Annotated in this window: 25 protein-coding genes and 1 pseudogene; 19 read left to right on the top strand and 7 right to left on the bottom strand. The window is 70.6% G+C overall.

Going from position 1 to position 26,898, the window contains the following annotated elements; translation table 11 throughout:
• Window positions 1-14: 14 nt before the first annotated feature.
• Window positions 15-875 carry a hypothetical protein gene (locus tag STSP_RS36190; RefSeq protein WP_067285594.1) on the bottom strand — a complete coding sequence of 287 codons (861 nt, stop codon included), beginning with the start codon at window positions 873-875 and terminating at the stop codon, window positions 15-17.
• A gap of 104 nt (window positions 876-979) precedes the next feature.
• Between STSP_RS36190 and STSP_RS36185 the strand changes: the two genes are divergently transcribed.
• Together STSP_RS36185 and STSP_RS36180 are read left to right on the top strand one after the other, a co-directional pair.
• Window positions 980-1,885: an aminoglycoside phosphotransferase family protein gene (locus STSP_RS36185; protein WP_067285591.1), complete on the top strand. Its 906-nt coding sequence runs from the start codon at window positions 980-982 to the stop codon at window positions 1,883-1,885.
• Window positions 1,886-1,923: 38 nt separating this feature from the next.
• On the top strand, window positions 1,924-3,165 hold the full coding sequence (locus STSP_RS36180; RefSeq protein WP_198547523.1) for an MFS transporter: 1,242 nt from the start codon (window positions 1,924-1,926) through the stop codon (window positions 3,163-3,165).
• Window positions 3,166-3,216: 51 nt separating this feature from the next.
• On the opposite strand, the gene STSP_RS36175 is transcribed toward STSP_RS36180, so the two are convergent.
• Window positions 3,217-3,423, bottom strand: coding sequence for a DUF397 domain-containing protein (locus STSP_RS36175; protein ID WP_067285520.1), 207 nt, complete (start codon window positions 3,421-3,423; stop codon window positions 3,217-3,219).
• A gap of 10 nt (window positions 3,424-3,433) precedes the next feature.
• Window positions 3,434-4,282, bottom strand: a complete 849-nt coding sequence (locus STSP_RS36170) for a helix-turn-helix domain-containing protein (protein ID WP_067285518.1) — start codon at window positions 4,280-4,282, stop codon at window positions 3,434-3,436.
• Window positions 4,283-4,521: 239 nt separating this feature from the next.
• Here STSP_RS36170 and STSP_RS36165 point away from each other — a divergent pair, with 239 nt between their 5' ends.
• From STSP_RS36165 to STSP_RS36150, 4 genes are all read left to right on the top strand, one after another.
• A complete protein-coding gene (locus STSP_RS36165) occupies window positions 4,522-4,929 on the top strand; it encodes an ATP-binding protein (protein WP_067285516.1) in 408 nt (135 codons plus the stop codon).
• Between the two features lie 33 nt (window positions 4,930-4,962).
• On the top strand, window positions 4,963-5,853 hold the full coding sequence (locus STSP_RS36160; protein WP_067285515.1) for an RpnC/YadD family protein: 891 nt from the start codon (window positions 4,963-4,965) through the stop codon (window positions 5,851-5,853).
• A 480-nt stretch (window positions 5,854-6,333) separates the two neighbouring features.
• Window positions 6,334-7,005 carry a response regulator gene (locus STSP_RS36155; protein WP_198547522.1) on the top strand — a complete coding sequence of 224 codons (672 nt, stop codon included), beginning with the start codon at window positions 6,334-6,336 and terminating at the stop codon, window positions 7,003-7,005.
• Window positions 7,002-8,111, top strand: coding sequence for a sensor histidine kinase (locus tag STSP_RS36150; RefSeq protein WP_067285512.1), 1,110 nt, complete (start codon window positions 7,002-7,004; stop codon window positions 8,109-8,111). Before STSP_RS36155 ends, STSP_RS36150 begins: the two co-directional genes overlap by 4 nt.
• 245 nt (window positions 8,112-8,356) lie before the next feature.
• Here the strand turns inward: STSP_RS36150 and STSP_RS36145 are convergent, their stop codons facing one another.
• A complete protein-coding gene (locus tag STSP_RS36145) occupies window positions 8,357-10,144 on the bottom strand; it encodes an ABC transporter ATP-binding protein (protein ID WP_067285510.1) in 1,788 nt (595 codons plus the stop codon).
• A gap of 298 nt (window positions 10,145-10,442) precedes the next feature.
• Between STSP_RS36145 and STSP_RS36140 the strand changes: the two genes are divergently transcribed.
• Both STSP_RS36140 and STSP_RS38025 read left to right on the top strand, forming a co-directional pair.
• Window positions 10,443-11,711 (top strand): DUF418 domain-containing protein, encoded by a 1,269-nt coding sequence (locus STSP_RS36140; protein WP_232789937.1) that lies wholly within the window; start codon window positions 10,443-10,445, stop codon window positions 11,709-11,711.
• A gap of 140 nt (window positions 11,712-11,851) precedes the next feature.
• Window positions 11,852-12,157: pseudogene (locus STSP_RS38025) on the top strand (hypothetical protein); the annotation flags it as partial.
• Between the two features lie 46 nt (window positions 12,158-12,203).
• Here STSP_RS38025 and STSP_RS36130 read toward each other — a convergent pair.
• Window positions 12,204-12,875 carry a hypothetical protein gene (locus tag STSP_RS36130; RefSeq protein WP_078067795.1) on the bottom strand — a complete coding sequence of 224 codons (672 nt, stop codon included), beginning with the start codon at window positions 12,873-12,875 and terminating at the stop codon, window positions 12,204-12,206.
• A gap of 460 nt (window positions 12,876-13,335) precedes the next feature.
• Here STSP_RS36130 and hemL point away from each other — a divergent pair, with 460 nt between their 5' ends.
• The 10 genes from hemL to STSP_RS36080 all read left to right on the top strand — a co-directional run bounded on the left by hemL (window position 13,336) and on the right by STSP_RS36080 (window position 23,884).
• Complete coding sequence (gene hemL / locus STSP_RS36125; RefSeq protein WP_067285506.1) at window positions 13,336-14,694, top strand: glutamate-1-semialdehyde 2,1-aminomutase; 1,359 nt, start codon at window positions 13,336-13,338, stop codon at window positions 14,692-14,694.
• Between the two features lie 125 nt (window positions 14,695-14,819).
• Window positions 14,820-15,467, top strand: coding sequence for a histidine phosphatase family protein (locus STSP_RS36120; RefSeq protein WP_067285589.1), 648 nt, complete (start codon window positions 14,820-14,822; stop codon window positions 15,465-15,467).
• A 219-nt stretch (window positions 15,468-15,686) separates the two neighbouring features.
• Window positions 15,687-16,976, top strand: coding sequence for a polysaccharide deacetylase family protein (locus STSP_RS36115; protein ID WP_067285504.1), 1,290 nt, complete (start codon window positions 15,687-15,689; stop codon window positions 16,974-16,976).
• Window positions 16,977-17,042: 66 nt separating this feature from the next.
• Complete coding sequence (locus STSP_RS36110; RefSeq protein WP_067285502.1) at window positions 17,043-17,678, top strand: TlpA family protein disulfide reductase; 636 nt, start codon at window positions 17,043-17,045, stop codon at window positions 17,676-17,678.
• Window positions 17,678-18,466: a cytochrome c biogenesis CcdA family protein gene (locus STSP_RS36105; protein WP_067285501.1), complete on the top strand. Its 789-nt coding sequence runs from the start codon at window positions 17,678-17,680 to the stop codon at window positions 18,464-18,466. The genes STSP_RS36110 and STSP_RS36105 overlap by 1 nt, the downstream gene beginning before the upstream one ends.
• Window positions 18,467-18,470: 4 nt before the next feature.
• Complete coding sequence (gene resB / locus STSP_RS36100; RefSeq protein ID WP_078067793.1) at window positions 18,471-20,321, top strand: cytochrome c biogenesis protein ResB; 1,851 nt, start codon at window positions 18,471-18,473, stop codon at window positions 20,319-20,321.
• 186 nt (window positions 20,322-20,507) lie between these two features.
• Window positions 20,508-21,593, top strand: coding sequence for a c-type cytochrome biogenesis protein CcsB (ccsB, locus tag STSP_RS36095; protein WP_067285497.1), 1,086 nt, complete (start codon window positions 20,508-20,510; stop codon window positions 21,591-21,593).
• A gap of 77 nt (window positions 21,594-21,670) precedes the next feature.
• On the top strand, window positions 21,671-22,297 hold the full coding sequence (locus STSP_RS36090) for an RNA polymerase sigma factor (RefSeq protein ID WP_408646407.1): 627 nt from the start codon (window positions 21,671-21,673) through the stop codon (window positions 22,295-22,297).
• Complete coding sequence (locus tag STSP_RS36085) at window positions 22,294-23,337, top strand: CU044_5270 family protein (protein WP_067285495.1); 1,044 nt, start codon at window positions 22,294-22,296, stop codon at window positions 23,335-23,337. The genes STSP_RS36090 and STSP_RS36085 overlap by 4 nt, the downstream gene beginning before the upstream one ends.
• 37 nt (window positions 23,338-23,374) lie before the next feature.
• The gene (locus tag STSP_RS36080) at window positions 23,375-23,884 is read left to right on the top strand and encodes an SRPBCC domain-containing protein (protein ID WP_067285494.1); all 510 of its coding nucleotides are present in this window, start codon (window positions 23,375-23,377) and stop codon (window positions 23,882-23,884) included.
• Window positions 23,885-23,901: 17 nt separating this feature from the next.
• Here the strand turns inward: STSP_RS36080 and STSP_RS36075 are convergent, their stop codons facing one another.
• Both STSP_RS36075 and STSP_RS36070 read right to left on the bottom strand, forming a co-directional pair.
• Window positions 23,902-24,897 carry an isopenicillin N synthase family dioxygenase gene (locus STSP_RS36075; RefSeq protein ID WP_067285490.1) on the bottom strand — a complete coding sequence of 332 codons (996 nt, stop codon included), beginning with the start codon at window positions 24,895-24,897 and terminating at the stop codon, window positions 23,902-23,904.
• Entirely contained in the window at window positions 24,890-25,360 is a 471-nt protein-coding gene (locus STSP_RS36070; protein ID WP_067285488.1) for a nucleoside deaminase, read from the bottom strand. Before STSP_RS36070 ends, STSP_RS36075 begins: the two co-directional genes overlap by 8 nt.
• Before the next feature lie 135 nt (window positions 25,361-25,495).
• Here STSP_RS36070 and STSP_RS36065 point away from each other — a divergent pair, with 135 nt between their 5' ends.
• Entirely contained in the window at window positions 25,496-26,788 is a 1,293-nt protein-coding gene (locus STSP_RS36065; protein WP_067285487.1) for a PucR family transcriptional regulator, read from the top strand.
• Window positions 26,789-26,898 lie beyond the last annotated feature (110 nt).

Raw genomic sequence — 26,898 nt, 5'->3', positions numbered from 1 at the left:
TGATCAAGGCGAGCTCAGGGCGAGGTGGGCCCGGCGTCGGCGCCCGCGCCCGCGCTCCAGCGGCCGAGCACCGGCTCGCTGAGCCTGCGGGCCGGCCAGCACAGGGTCTGGCCGTGGCGCGCGAAGAGTGCGTCGCGGGAGCCGAAGTATCCGAGATCGACGAGAACGTGCGCCGACAGATCGCACCCGGCGCCGCCCGGCATCCCGCAGCTCTGCGTCCCGTCCCAGTCCACCGCCGTGCGGGCCACGGCGTCGAAGAGGGTCTCACCGCCCCGATTGGTGAACGCACCGCCCCCGGAGCCGCCGCCGCGCTCTGCCGGGCTCCGGAACAGCTCGCCGATCGGAACCCATTCCAGCCCTTGAGCGTGACTCTGCTCCTGCCCCTGCTCCTGCGCCGGTTCCTGCTCCTTCTGCAGCAGGAATTCGGGCCACGCCAGCAGCACCTGCTCCGGCACAAGCGGCCTGAACCGGGGAAAGCGCGGATACCAGAAGACTCCGTCGACGAGCAGCCCGCGCACCCGCGTAGGCACGTCCATCGCCCGGGCGACCGACTCCAGGGCGGCCATCCGCTGGCTGCACGAGCCACGGCCGAGCCGCATGGTCCGCGAGGTCCGACGCCGGTCCTCGACCGAGTACACAGGCCGCACACCGCGGGCGATGATCCCGTGCGCCACCTGCAGCGCCTCGCGCGGGCTCCCTGCGCCCCGCGCCGCCGCATCGCGGCGCACCCGGGCCACCAGCGCCGCGACGAGCGGATGCCCCCAGTCCAGGATCGCGGTGGGCGCCACCGAACCGCCCACACCCGCACCAAGACTGGCTTCTCCCGCTGTCCGCACGCCGGCGCGTCGACACGGCATCAGCAAACGACTGGTCACGGCCACCCCCGCCTCTCCCTCACTGCCCGTGCTCCGAGCGTACCTGCGCCCCGCCGCCGAAAACGGGTTGCTGTGGCGGGCGCGATTCGCCGACCATGCGGCCGATGAGCGAAACGAAGATGCACGCCGACGAGGTCGGGACCGACGTGGCGCTCGTACGGCGCCTGCTCGGCGGCCAGTTCCCGCAGTGGGCCGGTCTACCGGTCGAGCTGGTCCCCTCGTACGGGACTGATCACGACGTCTACCGGCTCGGCGACCAGCTGGCCGTTCGGCTGCCACGCATCGGCTGGGCCACCGAACAGGCGGCGAAAGAGGCGGAGTGGCTGCCCAGGCTCGCGCCGCACGTGCCGCTCGCCCTGCCGGTGCAGCTGGCGATGGGACATCCGGCGGAGGGCTATCCCTTCGACTGGTCGGTGTACGAGTGGCTGCCCGGAGAGAACGCGAACGGCACGATCGACGACATGAACCAGGCGGCGGTCGATCTCGCCGCGTTCGTCAGGGCGTTGCGCCGGGTCGACACGACGGGAGCCCGTCCGCGTTCCCCCGGCGGCCGAGGCGGACCGCTCGCGGAACACGACGAGTCGGTCCGCCGCTCGATCGCAGAGCTCGGCGACCGGATCGACGGCGCCGCCGCCCTCCGCTCATGGCAGGAGTCGCTGAGCGCCGCTCCCTGGGACGGCGAAGACGTCTGGCTACACGGCGACTTGCTCCCGGGCAACCTGCTCGTCGTCGACGGCCGCCTGTCCGCAGTGATCGACTTCGGCACTCTCGCCGTCGGCGACCCGGCGTGCGACCTGCTGCCCGCGTGGAACCTCTTCACCGCCGACAGCCGCCACCGCTTCCGCGCCGAACTCGAGGCCGACGACGCCTCATGGCTGCGCGGCCGGGGCTGGGCGCTCTACCAGGCCGTGCTCGCCCTGCCGTACTACTGGGACACGAACCCCGGGATGATCCGCCAGGCATCACGGGCGCTGGCGGAGATCCTGGCCTCACACGCCGTCGTTACGTGACGGTCTGTGTGCTCTTCTGGCTTCCAGTGGGTCTGGGTGTGGCCCCCCACGTCCTGCTGTTGCGCGAGCGCGGAATGTCCCTCGCTGCCGTCGCCGGGTTCGTCGCCGCCCACTCGCTCACCGCCGCAGCGCTGGAACTGCCTACCGGCGGACTGTCCGACGTCCTCGGCCGCCGAACCGTCCTGGCTGCCGCCGGCCTGCTGAACCTGATCGCCCTCACTCTCCAGGCCCTGGGCACGACGGCCTGGGTACTCGCCCTCGGCATGAGCCTCATGGGCGCAGGCCGTGCGCTCTCCAGCGGGCCCGCCGAAGCCTGGTACGTGGACACCGTCCAGGCGCACTCCGGCCCCGACGCCGAACTGCGTACCGGACTCGCCCGCGGCAGCTCCGCGACGTCCGCCGCGCTCGCGACCGGCACCCTGCTCGGCGGCGCGCTGCCCTGGCTGCTCGGACTCGGCCCCGACGTCGGCGCGTGGCTGAGTGAAGCGACCTCCGGGCTGGTGCTGCCCCTGTCCGTCCCGCTTCTGCTGGGCGCAGGAGTCGAGATCGCCTTCGTGCTGTACGTCCTGACAGCCCTGCGCAAGCCTCCCCGGCCGTCGGCGTCCCTGCGCGACGTGTTCCGCGGCGTTCCGGCCACTGTTGCGGATGGCCTGCGGCTGGGCGGACGCGACACGGTCGTTCGCAGGGTGCTGCTCAGTGCAGGGGCGGCCGGTAGCGCGTTCGCCACGATCGAACTGCTCACGCCAGGGCGTGCCGCAGCCCTCACGGGCGCGTCGGAGTCGGGTGCGGTGCTGTTCGCCTCACTCGCCTGCGCGGGCTTCATCTGCTCGGGTATAGGCAGCCACTTCGCGCCGCTCACCGCTCGGCTCGCAGGCAGCGGAGAGCGCGCGGTCCTCTTGGGCCTGGGCGTCAGCGCGAGCGGCCTGCTCCTGCTCGGCATCACCGCAGGGTTCGAGAGCGGGGCCTCCATGGCCTTGGCGGCCACCGGATATGGCCTGGTCTATGTCGGGCTCGGCGTGGCGAGCCCGAGCGAGAACGACCTCCTGCACCGCCGGGTCACAGGCTCCGGCCGGGCCACCGCGCTGTCTGTCCAGTCCCTCGCCCTCCAACTGGCGTGCGCCCTCACCGGCTTGATCGTCGGCATTCTGCCGCCGGGCCCGCTGCCCTGGCTGGTGGGAAGTGCCGCACTGCTGGGCGGAGCCTGCCTGTGGATTCGCCGCAGCGACCGCACACCTACGGCCGCGGCGACCCCCGCCCAGCCGCAGAAGGTGGCGCCTTGAGACAGGTTCTCGCGGCTCTCGCCGACGGCCCGCAGTGAGCGACTGCGGTGATCAGGCCGGGGGCGAGCTGAGCCTGCCGGACTTTATGCCCAGGATGAGCTGGGTGAGGGGGGTTGGGGTTGTGGTGAGGCGGGTGGCGGGGGTGTCGCTTTCGCGGAGGTGGATCAACTCGGCTTCGATGGCAGCGAGTTCCACGCAGGTATTCCCGTCGCCTCCCTCGGAGAAGGAGGACTTCTGCCAGTGGAGGGCGGGGTTCATGCCTTGTGCCTCACAGTTCCTTGGCGACGTGGTGGATGAAGTCTCGTGACGACACGGGGTCGAGAGCTGCTTTCTCCACCTTACGGAAGAGCTTTCGAAACCGGTCTAGTTGGGACTCGGCGTCGAGGAACGCGGTGCCGTGTGGAGAGTCACGAAGGACGGTGTCAAGCCGGGGGAGCGGTCCGCCCACGTACATCATCGCGCTGCTGGCCCCGGCGAATCCGGGTACGTCGATGGGGATGACTCGTACGGTGTGGCCTCGCTCGATCTGCTGCAGGATCTCAAGAAGTTGAGCTCGGGCGGTCTTGCGATCTGCCACGAGGATGCGCAGAGCGATCTCGTGGACGATCGCCTCGTACTCGGCGGCGTCGTCCCCTTCGATGGCGGCTCTCCGCCTCAACCTGTGCTCGACTCGGGGCTCCAGTTCGCTTGGCGGGAGCTCGGGCACCATGTAGCCGAAGACGGCTCGGGCGTAGTCGGGGGTTTGGAACAGTCCCGGCACGTGTGTGATGACGACCTCACGCAGGAACGACGCGTGGTGCTCCAGCTCGGCGACATCCAGGAACACCGGTGGAAGGACGCCCCGGTACTCCTCCCACCAGCCACGTACGCGGTCCGTGGCCATAGCGACCAGGGCTTCGACCAACGCCTCGTCGGCACAGGCGTAATGTGCGGCGAGCCGCCGCACACGCTCCTCGCTCACGCCTGCGAGGCCCGCTTCCACCTGGCTTATCTGGGCCGAGGTCGAGCTCAGCAGCCCCGCAACTTCGCGGGCCTTGAGGCCGGCTGCCTCGCGTAGCCTGCGCAGTTCGGTGCCCAGTCGCACCTGTCGTGCGGTGGGCTGACTCCTCGGTGCCATGCAACTCTCCTGGCCTCAACTGGCCTGCCACCATGCCTCGTTCGGGTGTCAGACTACGCCAGCGGGTTGCACGAGGAAAAATTTTTGTTCTACCGTCGGTGACGCATCGCACACGCTGCGGAACGCCGGGACTCCCCGGAAGCGCACCACACCGTCATGCCATGACGGCTGCGGCATTGCCACCGCCCGCCCCCGCCGCGCCTCTCCAACTCTCCCAACCACTCACCTGGAGGGCACGCATGCCTGAAGACGAACCCTGGGAGTACACGCTCTACATCCCCCACGACCTCCGCGCCGTCGCCGTCTGCCGCCGTACGCTGCGCCTGATCCTCACCGCCCACGGGCTGATCCGGCTCACCGACGTGGCGGAATTGCTGGCGACGGAGCTGGTCTCCAACGCCGTACGGCACACGAAGGGCCCCGCGGCCCTCCGCCTGCACTGGCGGGACGGAGTCCTCCGCGTCGGCGCCTGGGATGCCGACTCCAAACCCCCGCCTCCCGCACCGGAGTCGGCGCACAGCGCGGACGCGGAGGCCGGGCGCGGCCTCGAAATCGTCCGCGCCTGCGCCGACGACTGGGGCTGGCATCCGCTCGCCCCGGGTGGCGACGGGGGCAAGTACGTGTGGTGTGACCTCGGTGCGGCGTAGAACGTTGATCATGTCGGATTGAAAGGGGAGCCGATGGTCAGCTCGTCGCACGAATCGCTGCATCGATGCTTTCAGAAGGACACCGCGGCGCTGCTCCGCAACTTCCCAAGACTCTTCCACGTTCCGTTCCCGGAGCCGCGCGACATTGCGGTCCTCAACACGGACCTGACCGAGATCGAGCCGATCGAGCGCCGCGTGGACAGCCTGGTGCGGGTGGACACCGACGAGGGGAACTTCCTGCTGGTGTTGGAGGCGCAGGGCAAGAAGGACGAGGCCAAGCGCGGGAGCTGGGCCTACTACCTCTCCTACCTGTACGCGAAGTACCGCTGTGAGCCGGTGTTGATCGTGATGTCCCAGAGCAGCTCCACCGCTCGTTGGGCCGCTCAGCCCATCCGGCTCGGCCTGCCGGGCTGGTCCTCCCTCACGGTGCGGCCACTGGTCCTCGGCCCGGACAACGTTCCAGTGATCGTGGACGAGAAACAGGCAGCGCAGGATGTCTCGCTCGCGGTGTTCTCGGCCATTACACATGGGAAAGGGCCGCATGCCGCTGCGATACTGGGACCGCTTGCGGCGGCTCTGGAGACCGTTGACCCCGAAAGCGCGGCGCTGTTCGCGCAACTCGTCGAGTCGGGCCTGGTGGATCCCCAGGCCAGGAAGATCTGGAGGGACCTGATGGCGCCAGTGAACTACTTTTTCCGGCACCCCGTTGCCGAGAAGGTGCGGGATGAAGGACGGGTCGAGGGGCGGGTCGAGGAGCGCGCGGAGGTGGTTCTGCAAATCCTCGAGTGGCGCGGCATCCCGGTGCCAGAGTCTGTCCGCAAGCGGGTGAGCTCCTGCTCCGACAGGGAGCAGCTCAAGGTCTGGTCGGAGCGTGCGGTGCATGCGACCGACGCGTCCGATCTGTTCGATGGCGAAGGAGCCTGACGGGAGTCCGTGAGCGGGTGGGTACCTGCGCCGATCTCGATCAACCCCTGATCTGGGCAGAGCGGGCGGTGCACGCGACCGAAGCGTCAGATCTCTTCGCCGCCGAGCTGCCAGACAGCTCTACATAGAAATGTCGAGGGCGGGACCCGAAGTCCCGCCCAGTCCCCAGAAACCCCACCCCAGCTCAGGGCCAAACCAGGCAATACGGCTGATGCCCCGCCTCATGCAGCCGATGGCTGAAGTCCTGCCACTCGTGCAGCCAATGGGAGTCACGGGGCACTGACCTGGGGTTTCTCCCTGAAACGCACGTTGACCTGCGGGGAGTATCCGGCAGGAGGCTGTGATGTCCCCGCCGATCGGAGGGAGCTGCCCCGCCGTGTGGCTGGAGCTGCCGTCTGACTGGCTGCCGGGTCTGTGGGGGGCTTTAGGGTCGAGTCGGCATGGGCCGGACGGCATGAACGAAGTTGAGGCGGAGCGCGCGTGATACGGGTAGTGGTGGTGGACGACGAGGCACTGGTCCGCTCGGGCTTCGAACTCATTCTGGGTGCGGCCGAGGACGTCGAGGTCGTCGCGACCGCCAGCGGGGGCAGTGCCGTGGAGACCGTGCGCCGGGAGTGGCCCGACGTGGTCCTGCTGGACATCCGGATGCCGGACGTCGACGGGCTCGCCGTCCTGCGCGAGCTGCGTGCGATGCCGGATCCGCCGGTGGTGGCGATGCTGACCACGTTCGACGCCGATGAGTACATCCTGACCGCGCTGCACTCCGGCGCTGCCGGTTTCCTCCTCAAGGACACCGAGCCGGAGCAGCTCGCCCACCTGGTGCGCACCCTGGCTGCGGGCGGCGTCGTGCTGTCCCCCAAGGCGTCGCGGACACTGCTGCGCAATCACCCCGGCAGCGGGGCGGCCGTCGACGGGGAGGCGGCCCGCGTCCGGCTGCTCACCGCCCGGGAGCGCGATGTCCTCGTCCTGGTGGCGGAGGGCCTGTCGAACGCGGACATCGGGGGGCGCATCCACTTGAGCGCCGGCACGGTCAAGGACCACGTGAGTGCCATCCTCACGAAGCTACGGGTGACGAGCCGGGTGCAGGCCGCGCTGCTGGCGCAGCGGGCCGGACTGCTCGACGAGCGCCCGCAGCCGCAGGTCGGACGATGAGCCGCGCCGCAGCTCCGTGGAAGCGGGTTCCCACTCCGGTCGTCGACGTCCTTATGGTGGCGGTGGCGGCCGTGGACGTATGGCTGAACATGTGGGAGCACACGCGCCTCGGTGTCGCGCTGGCCGCAGTCGGCTGCATCGCGCTGGCTTTCCGGCGCCGGTTCCCGCTCGGCGTGTTCCTGCTCACCCTGCCTATCGCGCTGATGCAGGATGTCGCCCTCGCTGTACTCGTGGCGCTGTTCACGCTGGCCGAACGCTCCCGCAACCGCCGTCTCCTCGCGGTGTGCGTCGCCCTGTCCGCCGTCGCGGGCAGTACCCCGTGGCCCCTGGCTGAGGCCGACCGGACCATGACGCTGGTCATCTTCGTCTACAGCCTGGCGACCGCCGCCGCACCGGTCCTCTTCGGTCAGTTCCTCCAGGCACAACGGGACCTGGCGCGGCGGCTGGACGAGATCGAGGAGGCCAGGGAGCACGAGCGGGCCCTGCACGCCCAGGCCGTCCTCGCCCGCGAACGCGCCCAACTGGCCCGCGAAATGCATGACGTGGTCTCCCACCAGGTCAGCCTGATAGCCGTACGGGCCGGAGCCCTGCAGGTCGCCACCAGGGACGCAAACACCAAAGAGGCCGCTCGCACGATCCGTTCGCTGAGCGTCACCACGCTCGACGAACTGCGCACCATGGTCACGTTGTTGCGCGCCTCCGGCGGCCGCGCCACCGAATTGACACCTCAGCCCACTCTGGCCGACCTGCACAAACTAGTGGAATCAAGCGGCACTCACGCGGAGCTGACCGGCGAGCTTCCAGCCGCTGTGGGCACCCCCGCCCAACGGGCCATCTACCGCACGGTTCAGGAGGCGCTGACCAACGTACGCAAGCACGCCCCCGGCGCCGTGGCCTGCGTCGAACTGTGGCAGGACGGCGACGACGTCGGAGTGACTGTCACCAACGCCGCGCCCACGCGTCCCTCCCTGTCCCTGCCCGGTTCGCAGCAGGGCTTGATCGGCCTGCGGGAACGGGCCGACATCCTGCACGGGACCCTGGAGTCGGGCCCGACGGCCGAGGGCGGCTACCGGGTGCGGCTGCGGATCCCGCTCGGTGCGGACTGACCGACCAGGGCTGTTGCGCCACCCACCCGTACGCCGGGATGGCCCTGGACTCGACACCCAAAGGCCGTACACGCCGCCGGACAGCACAGTCGGTTTGCGTCAGCCGGCTCCACACCGCGCGTTGTGCAGCGGATGGCGGACTCAGTGCCTGTACATTTCGCCGTCTTGGTCTCCGCTGGTGCCGAAGCGTGTGGTTGTCCGGCCGGGTCTGCAGTGGACGACCGGACAACCTGGCGTGTGGTGGGTCATCGCGTGGGGGTCAGGAGCTGGGTGGCCGCCAGCCGCGCGTACAGCGGGTCCTGGGCCACCAGTTCCTCATGGCTGCCCACCGCCCGGACCCGGCCGGTGTCCATCACGACGATCCGGTCGGCGCCTGTCACCGTCGACAGGCGGTGGGCCACCACGAGCACGGTGGTCTCACGGGCCACGTCCGCGATGACGTCCCGCAGCGCCAGCTCGTTGACGGCGTCGAGTTGCGAAGTCGCCTCGTCAAGGAGCAGCAGCCGGGGCTTGCGCAGCAGGGCGCGGGCGATGGCGACGCGCTGCCGCTCGCCGCCCGACAGCTTCGAGCCGCGGTGTCCGACCGGTGTGTCCAGGCCGTGGGGCAGGCGCTCGACGAGGGTGTCGAGCTTCGTCCGGGTCAGGACGTCGCGGATGTCGTCGTCCGTCGCGCCGGGCGCCGCGAAGACCAGGTTCTCCCGGAGCGTGCCCGCCAGCACCGGAGCGTCCTGCTCCACGTACCCGATGGCAGACCGCAGCGCGGGCAGGGACCAGTCCTGTACGTCCTTGCCGTCGACCAGGACCCGGCCGCCGGTGGCCTCGTAGAACCGCTCGATGAGCGCGAACACCGTCGACTTGCCCGCACCGGAAGGACCGACGAAGGCGGTCATCCCGGTGCCCGGAACCTCGAAACTCACCTGCTGATGGGTGTACGGCAGGCCCGCACGATAACGGAATGACACGTCCTCGAAGCGGACCGACGCCGGACGCGGCACCGCTGTCCCCTGCCTGGGCAGGACGCCCTTGTGCCGGTCGGTCGGCTCCGTCGACAGGCGTTCCACGTGCGCGATCCGGGAGATCGCGGCTGCCCCCTCCTGGTACTGGGAGACGGCGTCGACCAGCCTGGACACCGGCTCGATCAGGTAGAAGAGGTACAGCAGGAAGGCGATAAGGGTGGACACGGGGATCTCCCCGGACGCCACGCGCGCCCCGCCGACCGCGAGCACGACGAGGAAGGCCAGCTGTACGGCGAGTTCGTCGGCCGAGCCCGCCACGGACTCCCACTTCGCGCTCTTCACGCCGTGCCGCCACGCCCGCCGTGCCGCCGCCTCCACCCGGGCGGTCTCCCGACCCTCGGCGCCGGACGCCTTGACCGTACGGAACGCTCCGAGAGACCGCTCCAGCGCGACGGAGATCTCCCCGACCGCCTCCTGCGACCGCTCGGTGGCGCGGGCGATCTTCGGCATCACCAGGGCGACGGCCCCGCCGACCAGCACGACCACACCGAGCGTCACACCCAGCAGCACGACGTCCAGGTACGCCATCATCACGATCGCCGCCACGAAGGCCACCGTGCCGGTGGCCGCGGAGACGACCGCCTGGGTGCTGACCGCCCGCAGCAGCGTCGTGTCCGAGGTGACCCGGGACATCAGATCACCCGGCGGGATCCGCTCCCACTCCGCGATCCGCAGCCGCAACAGCCGCCCCACCAGGGTGCGCCGCGCGGCCAGGACCACCGACTCCGCCGTCCGCTCCAGCACGTACGCGCCGAACGCCTCGACCGCAGTGCCCAGCAGCACCAGGACGGTGAGCGCGATCAGGATCCCGGCGATGGTCTCACCGGAGGCGAGCCGGTCCACCAGTGCCTTCGTGGCCAGCGGCTGCAGCAGCCCCCCGGCGGCCCCGACCAGGGCGCACAGCAGGCCGAGGGCGACGGCCCACCGGTGCGGGCGGACATAGGCGAACAGTGCCTTGATCGTCTCTCTGGCGGACAGGGAAGCTTCATCCGTCGCCGGGGCGGATGCGGTGTTCACGACGTTCCTTTCTTCTGCAGTGTGCCGAGCACCGCATCAGCGGTCCGGATACCAGGACGTGATCGCATATCAATTCTGGTGTGTCATGCCTCAAGCCTCGAAGCCCCGGTGCCCCACGCCCATCCGGCAACTGTCGGGTGCACCCCCGCCGAGTGGCTGACGAAGACCGCTCTCCGGTCCCGCCGGACCGGTCGGGACGAGACTCCGCCGGTCGGCAGGGCGGTACCCGCCGACCGGCGGGGCGTTACCGAAGACTGCCGGATGGCCCGCCCTCTGACGTCCACGCGAGATTCTCCACATGACACAGACACAGCCGCCGCAGGAGATGTCAGCTCCGCAGGAGAACTCGCCTCCGCAGCCCCGAACCTCCCCCGAGTCCGCCGTGCCGGCCTCGCCCGGACCCTCGATGGGACGCCTCGTCGGGGTGGATCTGGCCCGCGCGCTGGCGGTGTTCGGCATGTACGTCGTGCACATCGGCCCCCCGCTGTCGGCCACGAGCGGCGTCGCCAGCTGGATCCGGTACATATCGGACGGTCACTCATCGGTCCTGTTCGCCACCCTCGCCGGGTTCTCACTGATGCTGCTCGCCGGCCGCCGGGAGCCGAAGACCGGCCTGGCGGGCCGGCAGGCGAAGGCGCGGATCGCGATCCGCGCCGTGGTCCTGCTGGCGCTGGGCACCGTGATGGCGATGGAGTACGGGGGAGTGATCATCCTCGGCTTCTACGGTGTCTACTTCCTGCTGGCCCTGCCCCTGGTGCGGTTGCGCGCCAGGACGCTCGCGATCACCGCGGCCGCGTTCGCCCTCGTCACACCGCAGCTGGCGTTCGCCCTGACCGCGCTGCTGACTCCGTCGGTCCAGCAGACCATCAACGCCTACGACCCGCTCCGCCGCCTCAGCGAGGTGGGAGTGCTCGATCTGCTGCTCACCGGCTTCTACCCGGCGCTCACGTGGATGTCGTTCGTGATCGCGGGTATGGCGCTGGGCCGCCTCGACCTGTCCTCCGGCGCTGTCCAGCGGCGCCTGGCCGCGTTCGGTGCCGCCCTCACCGTGACCGCGTACGGCATGTCCCTGCTGCTCGCCGGCAAGGGCGCGTTGCGGAGCCTCGCGGAAGACGGGCCGTCGTCCGGGGGCTCCGGGGCGATGCCCCCCGCCAGCGGGTCGGCATCCCTCGACGGCGGGTCGTTCCCCGATATGCCGGCGTCGTCGCTCCTGACGGCCGGGCCGCACAGCGGCACCACATTCGACATCATCGGCAGCGTCGGAGTCGCGATCCTCGTGATCGTGGGCGCAACGGTGCTGATGGACCGCCTGCCGCGGCTGCGCCGCCTGGCGAAACCGGTGATCGCCGTGGGCACCATGTCCCTGACCGCCTACGTCGGCCACTTCGTCGCACAGTCCGTGCTGTCCGTGCCCGCCGGGACCAGCACCCAGCAGTCATGGGTGCCCCTGCTCATGTTCGTCCTCGGGGCGATCGTGTTCGCCGCGATCTGGTCCCGCTTCTTCCGCCGCGGCCCCCTGGAGTACCTACTCAACGCCGCCACCAAGCCGGCGAAGTACATCCGATGACACCAGGCCGGGGTGGGACGCCTCCACGTCCCCCCCGGCCTTGACCGCTCATTGGTCCAGCGAACGCATAAGCCCCGCAGGCTTCCACCCGCATCCTGACTCGTCGCCACGCGAGGATCGTCGGCGTCGGTGGCTCGGCCGAGTCTGGCCTCGGCGCTCTTGACGCGGAAGGCGACGCCTACGCCTCCGTGCTCCTGGACGCGGGGAGCATCAAGGCGCTCTCCGAGTACCTCGGCCACTCGGACCCCGGCTTCACGCTGCGGACATACACGCATCTGCTGCCGTCCAGCGAGACCCGCACCCGCAAGGCGATCGACGACGCCTTCACGGAAGCCGAGGCGAAGGACGACGGCGAGCCGCCGGCCGCCCAGGGCGCAACAGTGCCCTCACCCAAACCCATGTGCCCTCAATGCCCTGGCCGCCTGACGGCCCCTCCCGGCACATGACGAGGGCGGGACCCGAAAGCCCCGCCCGTTCCCCAAGAAACCCAGCTCAGGGCCACACCAGGCAATAAGGCTGATGCCCCGCCTCATGCAGCCGATGGCTGAAGTCCTGCCACTCGTGCAGCAGTTGGTACACGTTGAACGCGTCCCGTGGGCCGCCGCGGTCTGGGACCGTCGACCAGATGAAGGCCGCCGCGCCGACCGCCTCCTCGCCGATGCCCCGCAGGGGGTCGACGACCGTCATCGGCAGCTTCACGACCGCGTAGTCCGGGTGGAGGACGACCAGTTCGAGCGGGGGGACCTTGTGCAGGGGTATGCCCTCGATGCCGGTGAGGACCATCGCGGCCATCGTCTCCGGCTTGATCTTGGTGAACATGCCGCCCATGCCGAGCTCGTCGCCGCCGAGTTCCTCGGGGCGCATCGAGATCGGCACGCGGGCCGCCGTCGCGCCGTCCGGCGCGCCGAAGTACTTGTAGGTCACCCCCACCCGGCCACTCCTGCTTCCCCCCGGCACTCGCTCCGTCTTGCCCCGAGCTCCTGCCCGGGATGCCTGTATTCCGGGTGTCCCGGCGGCCCCGGCCGTCTCCGCCGGCCCGGCCTCCGGGCGGCGCTGAGCATCCCGCCGGTGTCGTCCCCTCCCCTGACCTGCGGCAGGGGGGGTTTCAGCACGCCGAGGACCGAGGTCACCGGTGCCCTCGCCCAGTCCGCCACCGCGATGCATATCTCCACCCGACTGCTTTTCTAGGCCGCACATCCCCCGCGGCGCAACCCGATCATCGTGACAGTGACCTCCCCCACGGCCGCTCGCCGAAACGTGCGGTGAAACACCTGTCCTGTACCACGGGCCGGCTTCGGGCACCCGGGGGGTGCCGACGGCCGGTCGCTGAGGGCGGTGACTCTCCCTGAGTGCGGATCCTGCGGGGAGTGTAGGCAGCGCCCTCCCGTCATGACCACTGCAAAAGGGGATCAGTAGTGATCAGTTGCGATGAGCAGTGATCAGTTGCGAAGAGCAGTGGGGAGGGCCGGTTCCGCACGCGTTGCGACACGGTACCCCTTCTCCAGGAGATCGGGAACGGTGCGGAGTGAGGGGACGGGCGCCGTACGACAGAGAGCAGACGCGCGTCGTGCGGAGGCGGGAGACCCTCACGGGCGGTCTGGAGCCGGGCCGTACGCTGAGGGGTATGGCAGAGGCGAACAACATCCCCGGCAGCGCGTCGTCCCCGGCGGCGACCGCGCCGTACCCCTATGAGGCACCCGTCTCGCAGGGGCTCTTCGACCGTGCGGGCCGCGTCACGCCCGGCGGCGTGAACTCTCCCGTACGCGCGTTCCGCGCCGTGGGCGGTACGCCCCGGTTCATGGTGTCCGGCACGGGCCCGTACCTGACGGATGCCGACGGCCGTGAGTACGTCGATCTCGTGTGCTCGTGGGGCCCGATGATCCTCGGGCACTCGCACCCCGAGGTCATCGCCGCCGTGCAGGAGGCCGTCGCCCGCGGCACGTCCTTCGGTACGCCGGGTGAGGGCGAGGTCGCGCTGGCCGAGGAGATCGTCGCGCGCGTCGAGCCCGTCGAGCAGGTGCGGCTCGTCTCGTCCGGCACCGAGGCCACGATGTCCGCGATCCGTCTCGCGCGCGGATTCACCGGACGCGCCAAGGTGATCAAGTTCGCCGGGTGTTACCACGGTCACGTCGATGCCCTGCTGGCCGCCGCCGGATCCGGAGTCGCGACCTTCGCGCTGCCCGACACCCCGGGCGTCACCGGTGCCCAGGCCGGCGACACGATCGTCCTGCCGTACAACGACCTGGACGCGGTGCACGCGGCCTTCGCCGCGCACCCCGGTGAGATCGCCTGTGTGATCACCGAGGCGTCGCCCGGCAACATGGGCGTCGTGCCGCCGCTGCCCGGTTTCAACGCGGGCCTGAAGGCGGCCTGTGCGGAGAACGGTGCCCTGTACATCTCCGACGAGGTCATGACCGGCTTCCGTACGTCGAAGGCCGGCTGGTACGGCGTCGACGGCGTGCGGCCCGACCTCATGACCTTCGGCAAGGTCATGGGCGGCGGCTTCCCCGCGGCGGCGTTCGGCGGTCGCGCGGACGTCATGGCGCATCTCGCCCCGGCCGGGCCCGTCTACCAGGCGGGCACGCTCTCCGGGAACCCCGTCGCGACCGCCGCGGGCCTGGCCCAGCTGCGGCTCCTCGACGATGCCGCGTACGAGAAGCTCGATGCCGTGTCGCGTGAGATCCGCGGTCTGGTGACCGACGCGCTCACCAAGGAGGGCGTCGCCCACCGCCTGCAGAACGCGTCGAACATGTTCTCCGTCTTCTTCACCGATGGAGACGTACGCACCTACGAGGACGCCAAGGCGCAGGAGGCGTTCCGCTTCAACGCCTTCTTCCACTCGATGCTGGCCCAGGGCGTCTATCTGCCGCCGTCGGCGTTCGAGGCCTGGTTCGTGTCGACCGCCCACGACGAGCGGGCGATCGAGCGCATCGCCGCCGCCCTGCCCGCCGCCGCCCGTGCCGCCGCGGAGGCCACCGCATGAGCGCCCTGCCTGACGACCGCGAGACCGCCGGGACCGCCGAGAACAGCGAGCCGGTCGAGACCTTCGGGGCCGCCGGGACCCCGAAGTCTCCCGCGGGGCGCGACGACATCACCGTCGTGCACCTGATGCGCCACGGCGAGGTGCACAACCCGGACGGGCTGCTCTACGGGCGGTTGCCCGGCTACCACCTCTCCGAGCTCGGGCGGCAGATGGCCGAGCGGGTCGCCGAGCACCTGTCGGCGCGCGACATCACGTACGTCGTCTCCTCGCCGTTGGAGCGGGCGCAGGAGACCGCGACCCCGATCGCGAAGGCGCACGGTCTGGACATCGCGACGGACCGTCGGCTCATCGAGGCGGACAACGTCTTCCAGGGCAAGAGCTTCGGCGTCGGCGACGGTGCGCTGCGCCGGCCGGAGAACTGGAGGCACCTGGTCAACCCGTTCAAGCCGTCCTGGGGCGAGCCGTACATCGAGCAGGTCGTGCGGATGATGAGCGCGCTGGAGGCGGCGCGCGACGCGGCCCGCGGGCATGAAGCCGTGTGCGTCAGCCATCAGTTGCCGATCTGGATCGTGCGCAGCTTCGTGGAGCGGCGGCGGCTGTGGCATGACCCGCGCAAACGGCAGTGCACGCTCGCGTCGCTGACGAGCTTCACGTTCAAGGACGACAAGATCGTCTCCGTCGGCTACACGGAGCCGGCCCGCGACCTTGTGCCGCCCCATCTGCTCGCCGGTGCGAAGCCGGCGAAGGGGAAGGGCAAGGCCTTCGGAGCCTAGCGCTCCGCTGGGAGAGCGGTTTTAACCTGCGGGTCGGTGGGGGCTGGTCGCGCAGTTCCCCGCGCCCCTTATGGGGCGCGGCCTCGCACCCCCGTCTTGAGCCACTCGGCCGTATAAGGCCCCGGAAAGCAGGTGATTGGGCGGAACCTTCGTGTTCGTTGCCACCTCTAACGGGATGTCCATCTTTTATGGATATCCGGTGCGACGGACGGGGATGGGATGCGGCATATCACCCGAAGGGGACTGATCGGGCTGGGAGTCGGTGCGGCCGCCTCCCTCGGGCTGGCGGCCTGCGGGGCCGAAGGTGCCCACGGCGGCATCGGAGGCGGCCGCGGCGGTGGCGCGGGCGCTCCGGGAGCGCCCGGCGGCCGGCACGGGGACGGCAGGCCGGGGCGCCCGAAGAACCCGGTGCGCCTGATCGGCGACGGCTCCACCGCGTACACCGGAAAGCAGCCGAACCAGCCCGCCGAGCCGGTGCCGCTCGAACCCGGTGAGAAGCCGCCGCAGTTCGTCGTCTTCTCGTGGGACGGCGCGGGCGAGGTCGGCAACGGGCTGTTCCCGCGCTTTCTGAAGGCCGCCGAGGACCACGGCGTGCACATGACCTTCTTCCTGTCCGGGCTGTATCTGCTGCCCGAGTCCAAGAAGCGGCTCTACCGCCCGCCGAACAATCCGGTCGGCGCCTCCGCCATCGGCTACCTCACCGACGAGCACGTCAAGGAGACGCTGAAGAACGTCCGCCGGGCCTGGCTCGCCGGGCACGAGATCGGCACGCACTTCAACGGGCACTTCTGCGACGGGGCGGGCAGCGTCGCCAACTGGACGCCCGGGCAGTGGCGCAGCGAGATCGACCAGGCCAAGTCCTTCGTCCAGGAGTGGCGTACGAACACGGGCTGGAGTGATCTGCCCCCGCTGCCCTTCGACTACGACAAGGAGCTGATCGGCGGCCGCACGCCGTGCCTGCTCGGCCAGGACAACCTGCTGCCCGCCGCCCGCGAGCTCGGCTGGCGCTACGACGCGTCCTCGCCCGGCGGCCTTCAGCAGTGGCCGCGCAAGAGGCTGGGCGTGTGGGATCTGCCCCTGCAGGGCGTGCCGTTCCCGGGGCACTCCTTCGAGGTCCTGTCGATGGACTACAACATGCTCGCCAACCAGTCCCTGAACTCGACCAGGGCGCCCGCCTACAACTACCCGGGCTGGCGCACCCAGGCGACCGAGTCCTATCTCGCGGGCTTTCACCGGGCATACGAGACAAATCGGGCACCGTTCTTCATCGGCAACCACTTCGAGGAGTGGAACGGCGGCATCTACATGGACGCCGTAGAGGAGGTGCTCAAGCGCATCGCGGGCCAGAAGGATGTGCGGTGCGTCTCTTTCCGGCAGTTCGTGGACTGGCTCGACGTCCAGGATCCGGCGATCCTCGCCGAGCTGCAGAGCCTGGAGGTGGGGGAAGCGCCCGCCGGTGGCTGGAAAAAGCTGGGGAAGCTGGGCCGGGGCGCCGGAAGCGCTGCCTGAAATGGGGTTCTTCGCCCTCGAGGGGGGTGCGGAAGATCCCCGATTCTGGCATGCGAAACTTTTCACATGAGTGCCGCCAGCCGAGCCCCACACCCGCGCTCGAACCGCACCCGTCACCGCAGCCGCGCCGCCCTGCTGACCGCCGGGGTCGCGGTCGCCGCGCTGACCCTGTCCGCGTGCGGCGGGTCGGGCGGCACCCAGGGCGGCTCCGGCAACACCAACTTCGTCACCGGCACCGACGGCATCGCCACCGTCGAGAAGGGCGAACGCACCCCCGCGCCCAAGCTCGACGGCGAGACCCTCGAAGGGAAGAAGCTCGACGTCGCCGACTACAAGGGCAAGGTCGTCGTCCTCAACGTCTGGGGCTCCTGGTGCCCGCCGTGCCGCGCCGAGGCGCCCGGCTTCGTCAAGGTCGCCAAGGACACCGAGGCGCAGGGCGTGCAGTTCGTCGGCATCAACACGCGTGACACCAGCACAGGTCCTGCGCTGGAGTTCGAGAAGAGCTACGACGTGCCGTACCCGAGCCTGTACGACCCGACGGGCAAGCTGATGCTGCGCTTCCCCAAGGGCGCGCTCAACCCGCAGGCCATTCCGTCCACGGTCGTCATCGACCGGGAGGGGAACATCGCGGCCCGCTCGCTGTCGCCGCTCAGCGAGGAGAAGCTCCGCAAGATGCTCGATCCGCTGATCGCGGAGAAGTGATGGGCGTCACGACTCTCGCGGCCGGCACGACTCTCGCGGCCGTCACCGAACCGAACCAGACGGTCCTCAACGGCGCCTTGCTGCTGGCACTGCCGCTCGCCGTACTCGGCGGACTCGTCTCCTTCTTCTCCCCGTGCGTGCTGCCGCTGGTGCCCGGCTATCTGTCGTACGTCACCGGCGTGAGCGGTACGGATCTGGCGGAGGCCCGGCGGGGCCGGATGGTCGCGGGGGCGAGCCTCTTCGTCCTCGGGTTCACCGCGGTGTTCGTCTCCAGCGGTGCCCTCTTCGGGTACTTCGGCTCGACGCTCCAGGAGCACAAGGACGTTCTGTCCAAGGCGCTCGGTGTGCTCATGATCCTCATGGGTGTGTTCTTCATGGGGCTGATGCCCTGGCTCACCCAGCGCGAGTTCCGGTTTCACACCAAGCCGACCACCGGGCTCGTGGGCGCGCCCTTCCTGGGCGCGCTCTTCGGGATCGGCTGGACGCCCTGCATCGGCCCGACGCTCGCCTCCGTGAACGCCCTCGCCCTCGACCAGGCGAACGCGGGCCGCGGGGCCGTCCTGACCATCGCGTACTGCCTCGGCCTCGGCGTGCCGTTCGTGCTCGCCGCCGTCGCCTTCCGCAAGGCACTCGGGGCCTTCGGCTGGGTCAAGCGCCACTACGCGTGGGTGATGCGGATCGGCGGCGGCATGATGGTGGCGACCGGCCTGCTCCTGCTCACGGGCGCGTGGGACAGCCTCGTGCAGGAGATGCAGGTCTGGTCCGACGGCTTCACGGTGGGGATCTGATTCCATGAGCAAGACCAGCCAGACACAGAGGGCTGACGTGCAGACCCACGAGGAAACGGCCCACGAGGAAACGGCCCACGAGGAAACGTCCCGCGAGGACGCCGCCGAAGGCGCCGTTCAGAACGACGGCGACCTCCGCGAAGCCGGATCGCAGCTGTCCACCGCGCCCGTCGAGACCGCCGTGCCCGGCTCGTTCGGCGGGCCGCGCGCGCCCGGTTTCGCCGGATGGCTCGCCTGGACCGCCCGCGAGACGGTCGGCTGGGCCCGCTGGTTCTGGCGGCAGCTGACCTCCATGCGGGTCGCGCTGATCCTGCTCTTCCTGCTGTCCCTCGCCGCGATCCCGGGCTCGCTGATCCCGCAGACGGGCAGCGACGAGCTCAAGGTCCAGGACTTCAAGGACGCGCACACCACACTCGGGCCGATCTACGACAAGCTCGGCCTCTTCCACGTCTACAGCTCGGTGTGGTTCTCCGCGATCTACATCCTGCTGTTCATCTCGCTCATCGGCTGCATCGTGCCGCGCACCTGGCAGTTCGTCGGCCAGCTGCGCGGCCGCCCGCCGGGCGCGCCCCGGCGCCTGACCCGGCTGCCCGCCTACACGACCTGGCGCACGGAAGCCGAACCCGAGCAGGTCCGCGCGGCAGCGCTCGCCCTGCTCAAAAAGCGCCGCTTCCGCGCCCACACGGCGGGCGACGCGGTCGCCGCCGAGAAGGGCTATCTGCGCGAGGCCGGCAACCTGGTCTTCCACATCGCCCTGATCGTGATGCTGATCGCCTTCGCCACCGGGCAGTTGTTCAAGTCCGAGGGCGGCAAGCTGATCCTCGAGGGCGACGGCTTCTCGAACACGCTGACCCAGTACGACGACTTCAAGTCCGGCAGCCTCTTCAGCACCGACGACCTCGCGCCGTTCAGCTTCCAGCTCGACAGGTTCGTGGGGACGTACGAGCGCACCGGGCCGAACAAGGGCACCCCCCGCACGTTCCGCGCGGAGGTCACGTACAGCGAGGGCGTCGACGGCAGGGAGAAGAAGACCTCGATCGAGGTCAACAAGCCCCTCGAGATAGACGGTTCGAAGGTCTACCTCATCGGCCACGGCTACGCGCCCGTCGTCACCGTCCGCGACGGCCGCGGCAAGGTCGTCTTCCAGCAGGCCGTGCCGCTGCTGCCGATCGACGCGAACATCACCTCGACTGGCGCCATCAAGGTCCTCGACGGCTACACCGACAAGAACGGCAAGAAGGAGCAGCTCGGCTTCAACGCCTTCTTCGTGCCGACCTTCGCGGGCGCCGGCAAGGGCGAGATGTTCTCGCAGTTCCCGGCGCTGGACTTCCCCGTGCTCGCGCTGTCCGCGTACCACGGCAGCCTCGGCGTCGACTCGGGCATCCCGCAGAACGTGTACCAGCTGGACACCTCCAAGATGAAGGAGTTCAAGGACTCCAACGGTGAGCTGCTGAAGAAGCGGCTGCTGCCCGGCGAGACCATGACGCTGCCGAACGGCGCCGGCTCGATCACCTTCGAGAAGGACGTCAAGGAGTGGGCCAGCTTCCAGATCTCGCAGCAGCCCGGCGACGGCTGGGCGCTCGCCGGAGCCATCGCCGCGATCGCGGGCCTGGCCGCCTCGCTGTTCATCCAGCGCCGCCGGGTGTGGGTCCGCGCCACCACCGGTGACGACGGAGTGACCGTCGTCGAGATGGCGGGCCTCGGCCGCAGCGAGTCCGCGAAGGTCCCCGAGGAACTGGGCGACCTCGCCGCGGTCCTGTACGACCATGCGCCGGGGGCGCCCGATGACGCGGAGGCGGAGCCGGACGGTGTGTCCGACTCCGACGCCGCAGCTGCCGAAGGGGCTGAGAATTGAATCCTCTCCCTCGCGGTTCCAGGGAGATTCCTGGCTCACGCCGCCCGGCGGACCAGCGGCCCGCCAGGTCTTCCACGATCAACGCCAGCCGGGTTGAAACCAGCCCGGTAACACGACCGCAAGCTTCCCGCAGACCTCACCGCCCGACCGTAAGTCGCCGGGACATTCACCCGAAGGAGTGCTGAGGTGACACTCGCCGCCGCCACCAACGAACACCTCGCGAGCATCAGCAACGTGCTGATCTACTCCGCGATGGCCGTCTACACCCTGGCGTTCTTCGCGTACATCGCCGAGTGGATCTTCGGCAGCCGCAGCAAGGTCAGCCGCACGGCCGCCGCGCTGACCCACAAGGGCGCAGCCGCAGCGCGGCAGGCGCCCGCGGTCACGGTCCAGTCCAAGGGCGGCACCGCCGTCCTCGAGCGCCCCAAGGTCGTCACCCGCTCCGCGTCCGGCACCCGCGACGTGCCGGACGGCCCCGGTGCGCACGGCGGCGACGAGCAGGGCGACCTCTACGGCCGGATCGCCGTGTCCCTCACGGTGCTCGCGTTCCTCGTCGAGGCGGGCGGTGTGCTCACCCGCGCCCTGTCGGTGCAGCGCGCGCCGTGGGGCAACATGTACGAGTTCAACATCACCTTCTCCACGGTCGCCGTCGGCGTGTACCTCACGCTGCTCGCCCTGAAGAAGAACGCCCGCTGGATGGGCCTGCCGCTGGTCACCACGGTCCTGCTCGACCTCGGCCTCGCCGTCACGGTCCTCTACACCGCCAGCGACCAGCTGGTCCCGGCCCTGCACTCGTACTGGCTGTGGATCCACGTCTCCACCGCGATCCTCTGCGGCGCGGTCTTCTACGTGGGTGCGGTCGGCACGCTGCTGTACCTGTTCCGGGACTCGTACGAGAACAAGCTGGCGAACGGCGGGCAGCCCGGCCGCTTCGCGACCTCCGTCCTGGAGCGCCTCCCGGCCGCCGCGACGCTCGACAAGTTCTCCTACCGCGTCAACGCCGCCGTCTTCCCGCTGTGGACGTTCACGATCATCGCGGGCGCCATCTGGGCGGGCGACGCCTGGGGCCGCTACTGGGGCTGGGACCCGAAGGAGACCTGGTCGTTCATCACCTGGGTCGCGTACGCCTGCTACCTGCACGCACGCGCCACCGCCGGCTGGAAGGGCCGCAAGGCCGCCTACCTGGCGCTGATCGCCTTCGGCTGCTGGCTGTTCAACTACTACGGCGTGAACATTTTCGTCACCGGCAAGCACTCGTACGCGGGCGTCTGACACCGTCGTACGACCGGGCCGGTTCCTGTGGCATCCGTCACGGGAACCGGCCTTCGTCGTACGGACAGGTGGGGGACGTGGAGACGAATCAGGGGGAACCGCGGGACCGGCGCGAGCTGCGCGCCCGCATCAGGGACGGCGACGCGGACGCCGTCGGTGAGCTGTTCGACGCGTACGCACGCTCCGTCTACAACCACGCCTTCCGGCTGACGGGGGACTGGTCGGCGGCCGAGGACGTCGTGTCGCTGACCTTCCTGGAGGCCTGGCGGCTGCGCGGCCGGGTCGACGCGGACGGAGGTTCGCTGCGGCCGTGGCTGCTCGGCATCGCCACGAACGTGGCCCGCAACACGCGCCGTGCCGCCCGGCGCCATACGGCGGCCGTGGCCCGGCTTCCGCGGCCCGAGCCCGTGCGCGACATCGCCGACGGCGTCGCCGAACAGCTCGACGACGCCGCGTATCTGCGGGCCGTACGCGCCGCGGTCGACCGGCTGCGCCGCCCGGAACGCGAGGTGCTCGCCCTGTGCGTCTGGGGCGAGCTCGACTATGCGACGGCGGCCCGGGTGCTTGGCATCCCGGTCGGCACGGTGCGGTCCCGGCTCTCCCGCGCCCGCGCAAAGCTCGCGGCGGAACTCGCCGCCGGGCGCGGACAGACGAGAGACGGCCGCACATCCGTGGCCGGGCCCATCCAGGAGGGCAACCAGTGAACGCCCAGGAAGGGGAAGCAGTGAACGCCATCCCGCCTTCCCGCGACAGGGACCTCCCGCCGGGCCGTCACCGCGTCCTGAGGGAGCAGCTGATGCGTGAGATCAGGTCCGAGCCGGCCGGAGCACGGAAAGCGTGGCGCCGCCCGGCCGTCGTGGCGCCCGCGGTGGCCGCGGCCCTGACGGCCGCCGTCGTCGTCGGCGTCACGGTGACACGAGACGCCGCGGTGCCGCCGCGGCCGGGAACGGCGATGACGCAGACGCCGAGTACGCAGAGCGCGGCCCGGCTGCTGGAGCGCATCGCGAGCGCGGCCGGGAAGCAGCTGTCCACGGACATCAGGGACGACCAGTTCGTCTACACGAAGCGGGACGACTACCACTGGAAGATGGACCCGGCCAAGCCGCTGCCCGACGGCTGTCTCACGACCTCCGAGGGATACGCGTACGGCGTACGCGAGACCTGGGAGTCGGTCGACGGGCAGCACATCGGCCTGTCCCGGGAGCACAGGGACAGCGGCAGGGTGGTGGAGCGGCCGATCGCCAAGCAACTGCCCGGCAAGAAGACGCCCAACTACTACCGGCAGGCGGAGCAGCTGCCCACCGACCCGGAAGCGATGTACCGCTGGCTCTACGGACTGCAGTCCGGCGAGCAGCCGTCCGGCAAGCGCTCCGCCGACCAGGGCGCCTTCACCAAGGCTGGAGGCCTGCTCAGCGCGCAGCTCCTGCCGCCGAAGGTCGAGGCCGCGCTCTACCATGCCGTCGCGCGTATCCCGGGACTGACCGTCTACGAGAACGCCAGGGACGCGGCGGGCCGCACCGGGATCGCCGTGGCCATGGAGGGGACGTGGCCGGGCGACCGCGGGCACGGCCCCACCCGCCACGAGCTGCTCTTCGACGAGAAGACCCTGCAGTTCACGGGCCTGAGCACGGTCAGGCTCGCCGGCCCCCAGCGCGAATGCGACGTCCTCCAGGCGGGCGATCTCCTCAGCTCCGTGGCCGTCCTGGACCGGGAAGTCGTCAACAAAGCAGGTCAGCGGCCCTAGGGGTGCATGGAGCGGGGAAGCGGGCCAGGCTGGTGCCATGAGCGAGTCGATCGAGCACGGCACCAGCCGGACCGTGGGCGACACCCACACGCTCCGTTTCCTGCTGCACCTTCCCCAGCCTGTGGAGGAGGTCTGGGCGGCGGTCGCCACAGCCGACGGGCTGCGCGGGTGGCTCGCCGCCGCCGATGTGCTCGAACCCCGGCTCGGCGGCGCGATCACACTGCGCTGGCTCACCACGGGCGAGGGCGAGGCGACCGTCGCCACCGGCTGGGTCACCGCCTGGGACGTGGAACGGATCGCCGAGTACACGCTGGCGTCGTTCCACGGCCGTATCCGTTTCCACCTGTCACCGGCCCTCACCGGCGGCACAACCCTCCGCTTCACCAACGAGTTCCGGGGCGACGACGACCTGCGCCTCGACTGCCTGGCCGCCTGGCACAACCACCTCGAGTACCTCCTCGACGCCCTCGACGGCCGGCCCGTGTACTGGTCGGCCTGGACGCCGGACCGGTGGCGGGAGCTGCGGGAGGTGTACGCCGGGAGGTAGCCGCACGGATGCGCCGGTCAGGCGACCGTGATCGCGTCCAGCTGCGCACGCAGATACACGTGCGAGTCCACGGGCTCGTACGCGACCCGGCCGACGGGCGCCGGAACGGACTCCACCAGCGTGCCCGGCGTGCACTCGCCGAAGTAGACGAGGGACATCAGCTCCTCGGCGGGCGCGTCCGCGGGCGGCGGCAGGACGCGGTGGCGGCCCGAGCGCCAGCGGTCGCCGGTCCAACGGGCCATCAGGTCGCCGATGTTGATGGTGAAGGCATCGGGGTCGTACGGCGCGTCCTCCCAGCCGCCCTCGTCCGTGTACACCTGCAGGCCGCCCTTGCCCGCCTGCCGGTCGAGGATCGTGACCGTGCCGAAGTCGGTGTGCGGGCCGATGCGGAACTGGCCGGGCTCCGGCTCGCCGACGACCTCCGTGCCCGGATACCAGTTGATGTTGAAGCCGTACGTCGGGTGCGACATGTGCCGCGTGAAGAAGTCGGCTTCGAGGCCGAGGGCCTCGCCGAGCAGGGAGAGGAGCTGGTTCTCCAGCTCGCCCATCCGCGCCAGGTACTCCTCGCACAGCGCCTGGAGTTCCGGCACCTCCGCCGGCCACACGTTGGGTGCGTACCACTCGGCGTTGATCTCGGGGTCCTCGAAGGGCTCGTGCGTCGCGAAGGTCAGCGATTCCTTGAGGTCCGGCGGGGTCTGAGTGCCCTCCGAGTAGCCGTTGGCCTCCGCGCCGGGGCCGAGCCAGCCGCGGCCGCCGACCTTCGCCGCGTACGGCTCCTTGACCGTTGCCGGCAGCGTGAAGAACTCCCGGGCGGCCGCCCGGATCCGCTCCCGCAGCGACGGGTCCACACCGTGCCCGGTCACCAGCAGGAACCCTGCCGTCTGCAGGGCCTCGTCGACGGTGCGGGCGATCTCCGCGCGCGCCTCGGGCCCGCCGGTGAGCCAGGGCCGCAGATCGATGGTGGGGATACGGGGCTGCTGCCCAACGGACTGCGCAGTAGTCGCCTCAGTCATCGCCGATGTCCTCGTTCCACAGAGCGGGGTTGTTCTTGATGAAGTCGCGCATCAGGGCGATGCACTCGGAGTCGTCGAGCTGCACGATCTCGACGCCGTGCCCGGCCAGCCAGTCGTGGCCGCCCTGGAAGGTCTCGGACTCGCCGATGACGACCCGGGAGATCCCGAACTGCCGTACTAGACCGCTGCAGTACCAGCAGGGGGACAGGGTCGTCACCATCGTCGTGCCGCGGTAGCTCCGCTGCCGCCCGGCGTTGCGGAACGCAGCCGTCTCCGCGTGCATCGACGGGTCGCCGTCCTGCACGCGGCGGTTGTGGCCGCGGCCCAGCAGCCGCCCGTCGGGCCCGTACAGCGCCGCGCCGATGGGGATGCCGCCCTCCGCGAGCCCGGCCCGCGCTTCGGCGACGGCCGTCGCGAGCCACTGCCGCGCCTGCTCCTGAGCGGCCTGCTGCTGATCGTCCATGGACCCTCCGCGTAGCTCCATGCCTCTTGCCCTCCACTCTCCTGTGGTCGAAACACCAGGGCAACGTGCGGAAAGTACTCTCCGGGCAGCCCGCAGCCGGACGAACTGTCAGCGAGCCCGCCCCAGGAGGTTCCCGTGCCCGCGCTCACCCTCCGCGAGATCCTCGCCCTCGACGCCGTCTGCGACACCGAACCCCAGCTGATCGCGGGCGAGGAGGCGCTCGACCGGCCGGTGCGCTGGGTGCACTCCAGCGAGGTGTACGAGGGCGCGAACTTCCTCGACGGCGGGGAGCTGCTGCTCACCAACGGCTTCGGACTGACCGACGCCGACGAGGCGACCCGGCGCCGCTACGTCCGGGAGCTCGCCGCCCGCGGCGCCGCGGGCCTCGCCGTGGAGATCGGCCGGTCGCTGCCGCGGATGCCGGACGAGGTCGCCGACGAGGCCCGCTCGGTGGGTCTGCCGCTGCTCGCGCTGCGGCGCGTCGTCCCGTTCGTACGGATCACGGAGGCCGCGAACCGCGCGATCGTCACGCGGGGCCTCTCGGGCCGTTCCGTACGCCCCTGGGGTGCCGACCACACGGCGGCCCTGCTCGCCGATCTCGCGGACGGGCAGGCACTCAACCAGCCGGAGGTCGAGGCGCGGGCGGCCCTCGCGGACTTCCATCCCGCGCCCGGCGCCCGGCTCGTCGGCGTCTCCGTGCACGGGCCGGGGCACGTGGGCCTGGCCGCCGTCGACCGCGCGGCCCGCGCCCTCGGCGGGGCCGGTGCGCTGCGCGCCGCGTTCCCTGGCGACGTACTGGCGCTGCTTTCGTTGCCCGCGGCGGCCGGTGCCCCGGGCGCGCGCCCGGGGACCTCGCGGGATCCGGTACGGGCCGTCCAGGACGCGTTCCACGCGGCCGCCGAGCCCGGGGTGACCGTCGCGGTCGGGCACGCCGTGGTGGCGGGCGCCGGATGGCTGCGCTGGAGCGAGACGCTCCGGGCCGCCCGTACGGCACTGGAGCTGGCCCTCACCGTGCCCGCCGCCGAACCCGACGACGGGCAGGGTCCCTTGGTGACGTCGTCCCGCGCGCTCGCCCTCGAACGGGAGCTCACCCGCGGCGGCGTCGACGCCAACCGCGACCGCCTCGCCCGCCTCGTCCAGCACACCCTCGGCCCCCTCCTCGACTGGGAGGCCGCCCACCCCAGCGACCTGGTCCGCACCCTGGAGGTCCACCTCCGCCACGGCTGCTCCCCGACCCGCACGGCCGCCCTCCTGCACATCGGCCGCCAGTCCCTCTACCAGCGCCTCGAACGCATCGAGTCCCTACTCGGCCTGAAGGTCGACGACCCGGACCTGCTGGGCGAACTTCTGGCGGCGACGTGCGCGCATCGGGTGGTGAGGGGGATCCCGGCGGCGGCTGCGGGAGGCCGACTGCGGACGGTGGCGTGATCCAATCCCCGTTGTGGGCAGGCGTTCCGCAGGGCTGGGGGCACCTCCCGGCGGTAGCTGGGGGAGGGTGGGCACAACCCACGACGAAGGGCGCCCCGGGGTCTAGGGCA

It is taken from the genome of Streptomyces jeddahensis (genome assembly GCF_001642995.1).
Classification (GTDB): domain Bacteria; phylum Actinomycetota; class Actinomycetes; order Streptomycetales; family Streptomycetaceae; genus Streptomyces; species Streptomyces jeddahensis.
This window is presented reverse-complemented; position numbering and strand designations above follow the sequence as displayed.

Coding starts and splice junctions, on each gene's coding strand:
- STSP_RS36185 (WP_067285591.1), top strand. CDS start 980: ATGAGCGAAACGAAGATGCACGCCGACGAGGTCGGGACCGACGTGGCG.
- STSP_RS36175 (WP_067285520.1), bottom strand. CDS start 3,423: ATGAACCCCGCCCTCCACTGGCAGAAGTCCTCCTTCTCCGAGGGAGGC.
- STSP_RS36170 (WP_067285518.1), bottom strand. CDS start 4,282: ATGGCACCGAGGAGTCAGCCCACCGCACGACAGGTGCGACTGGGCACC.
- STSP_RS36165 (WP_067285516.1), top strand. CDS start 4,522: ATGCCTGAAGACGAACCCTGGGAGTACACGCTCTACATCCCCCACGAC.
- STSP_RS36160 (WP_067285515.1), top strand. CDS start 4,963: ATGGTCAGCTCGTCGCACGAATCGCTGCATCGATGCTTTCAGAAGGAC.
- STSP_RS36150 (WP_067285512.1), top strand. CDS start 7,002: ATGAGCCGCGCCGCAGCTCCGTGGAAGCGGGTTCCCACTCCGGTCGTC.
- STSP_RS36140 (WP_232789937.1), top strand. CDS start 10,443: ATGACACAGACACAGCCGCCGCAGGAGATGTCAGCTCCGCAGGAGAAC.
- STSP_RS36130 (WP_078067795.1), bottom strand. CDS start 12,875: ATGCATCGCGGTGGCGGACTGGGCGAGGGCACCGGTGACCTCGGTCCT.
- hemL (WP_067285506.1), top strand. CDS start 13,336: ATGGCAGAGGCGAACAACATCCCCGGCAGCGCGTCGTCCCCGGCGGCG.
- STSP_RS36120 (WP_067285589.1), top strand. CDS start 14,820: ATGCGCCACGGCGAGGTGCACAACCCGGACGGGCTGCTCTACGGGCGG.
- STSP_RS36115 (WP_067285504.1), top strand. CDS start 15,687: ATGCGGCATATCACCCGAAGGGGACTGATCGGGCTGGGAGTCGGTGCG.
- STSP_RS36110 (WP_067285502.1), top strand. CDS start 17,043: ATGAGTGCCGCCAGCCGAGCCCCACACCCGCGCTCGAACCGCACCCGT.
- STSP_RS36105 (WP_067285501.1), top strand. CDS start 17,678: ATGGGCGTCACGACTCTCGCGGCCGGCACGACTCTCGCGGCCGTCACC.
- resB (WP_078067793.1), top strand. CDS start 18,471: ATGAGCAAGACCAGCCAGACACAGAGGGCTGACGTGCAGACCCACGAG.
- STSP_RS36080 (WP_067285494.1), top strand. CDS start 23,375: ATGAGCGAGTCGATCGAGCACGGCACCAGCCGGACCGTGGGCGACACC.
- STSP_RS36075 (WP_067285490.1), bottom strand. CDS start 24,897: ATGACTGAGGCGACTACTGCGCAGTCCGTTGGGCAGCAGCCCCGTATC.
- STSP_RS36070 (WP_067285488.1), bottom strand. CDS start 25,360: ATGGACGATCAGCAGCAGGCCGCTCAGGAGCAGGCGCGGCAGTGGCTC.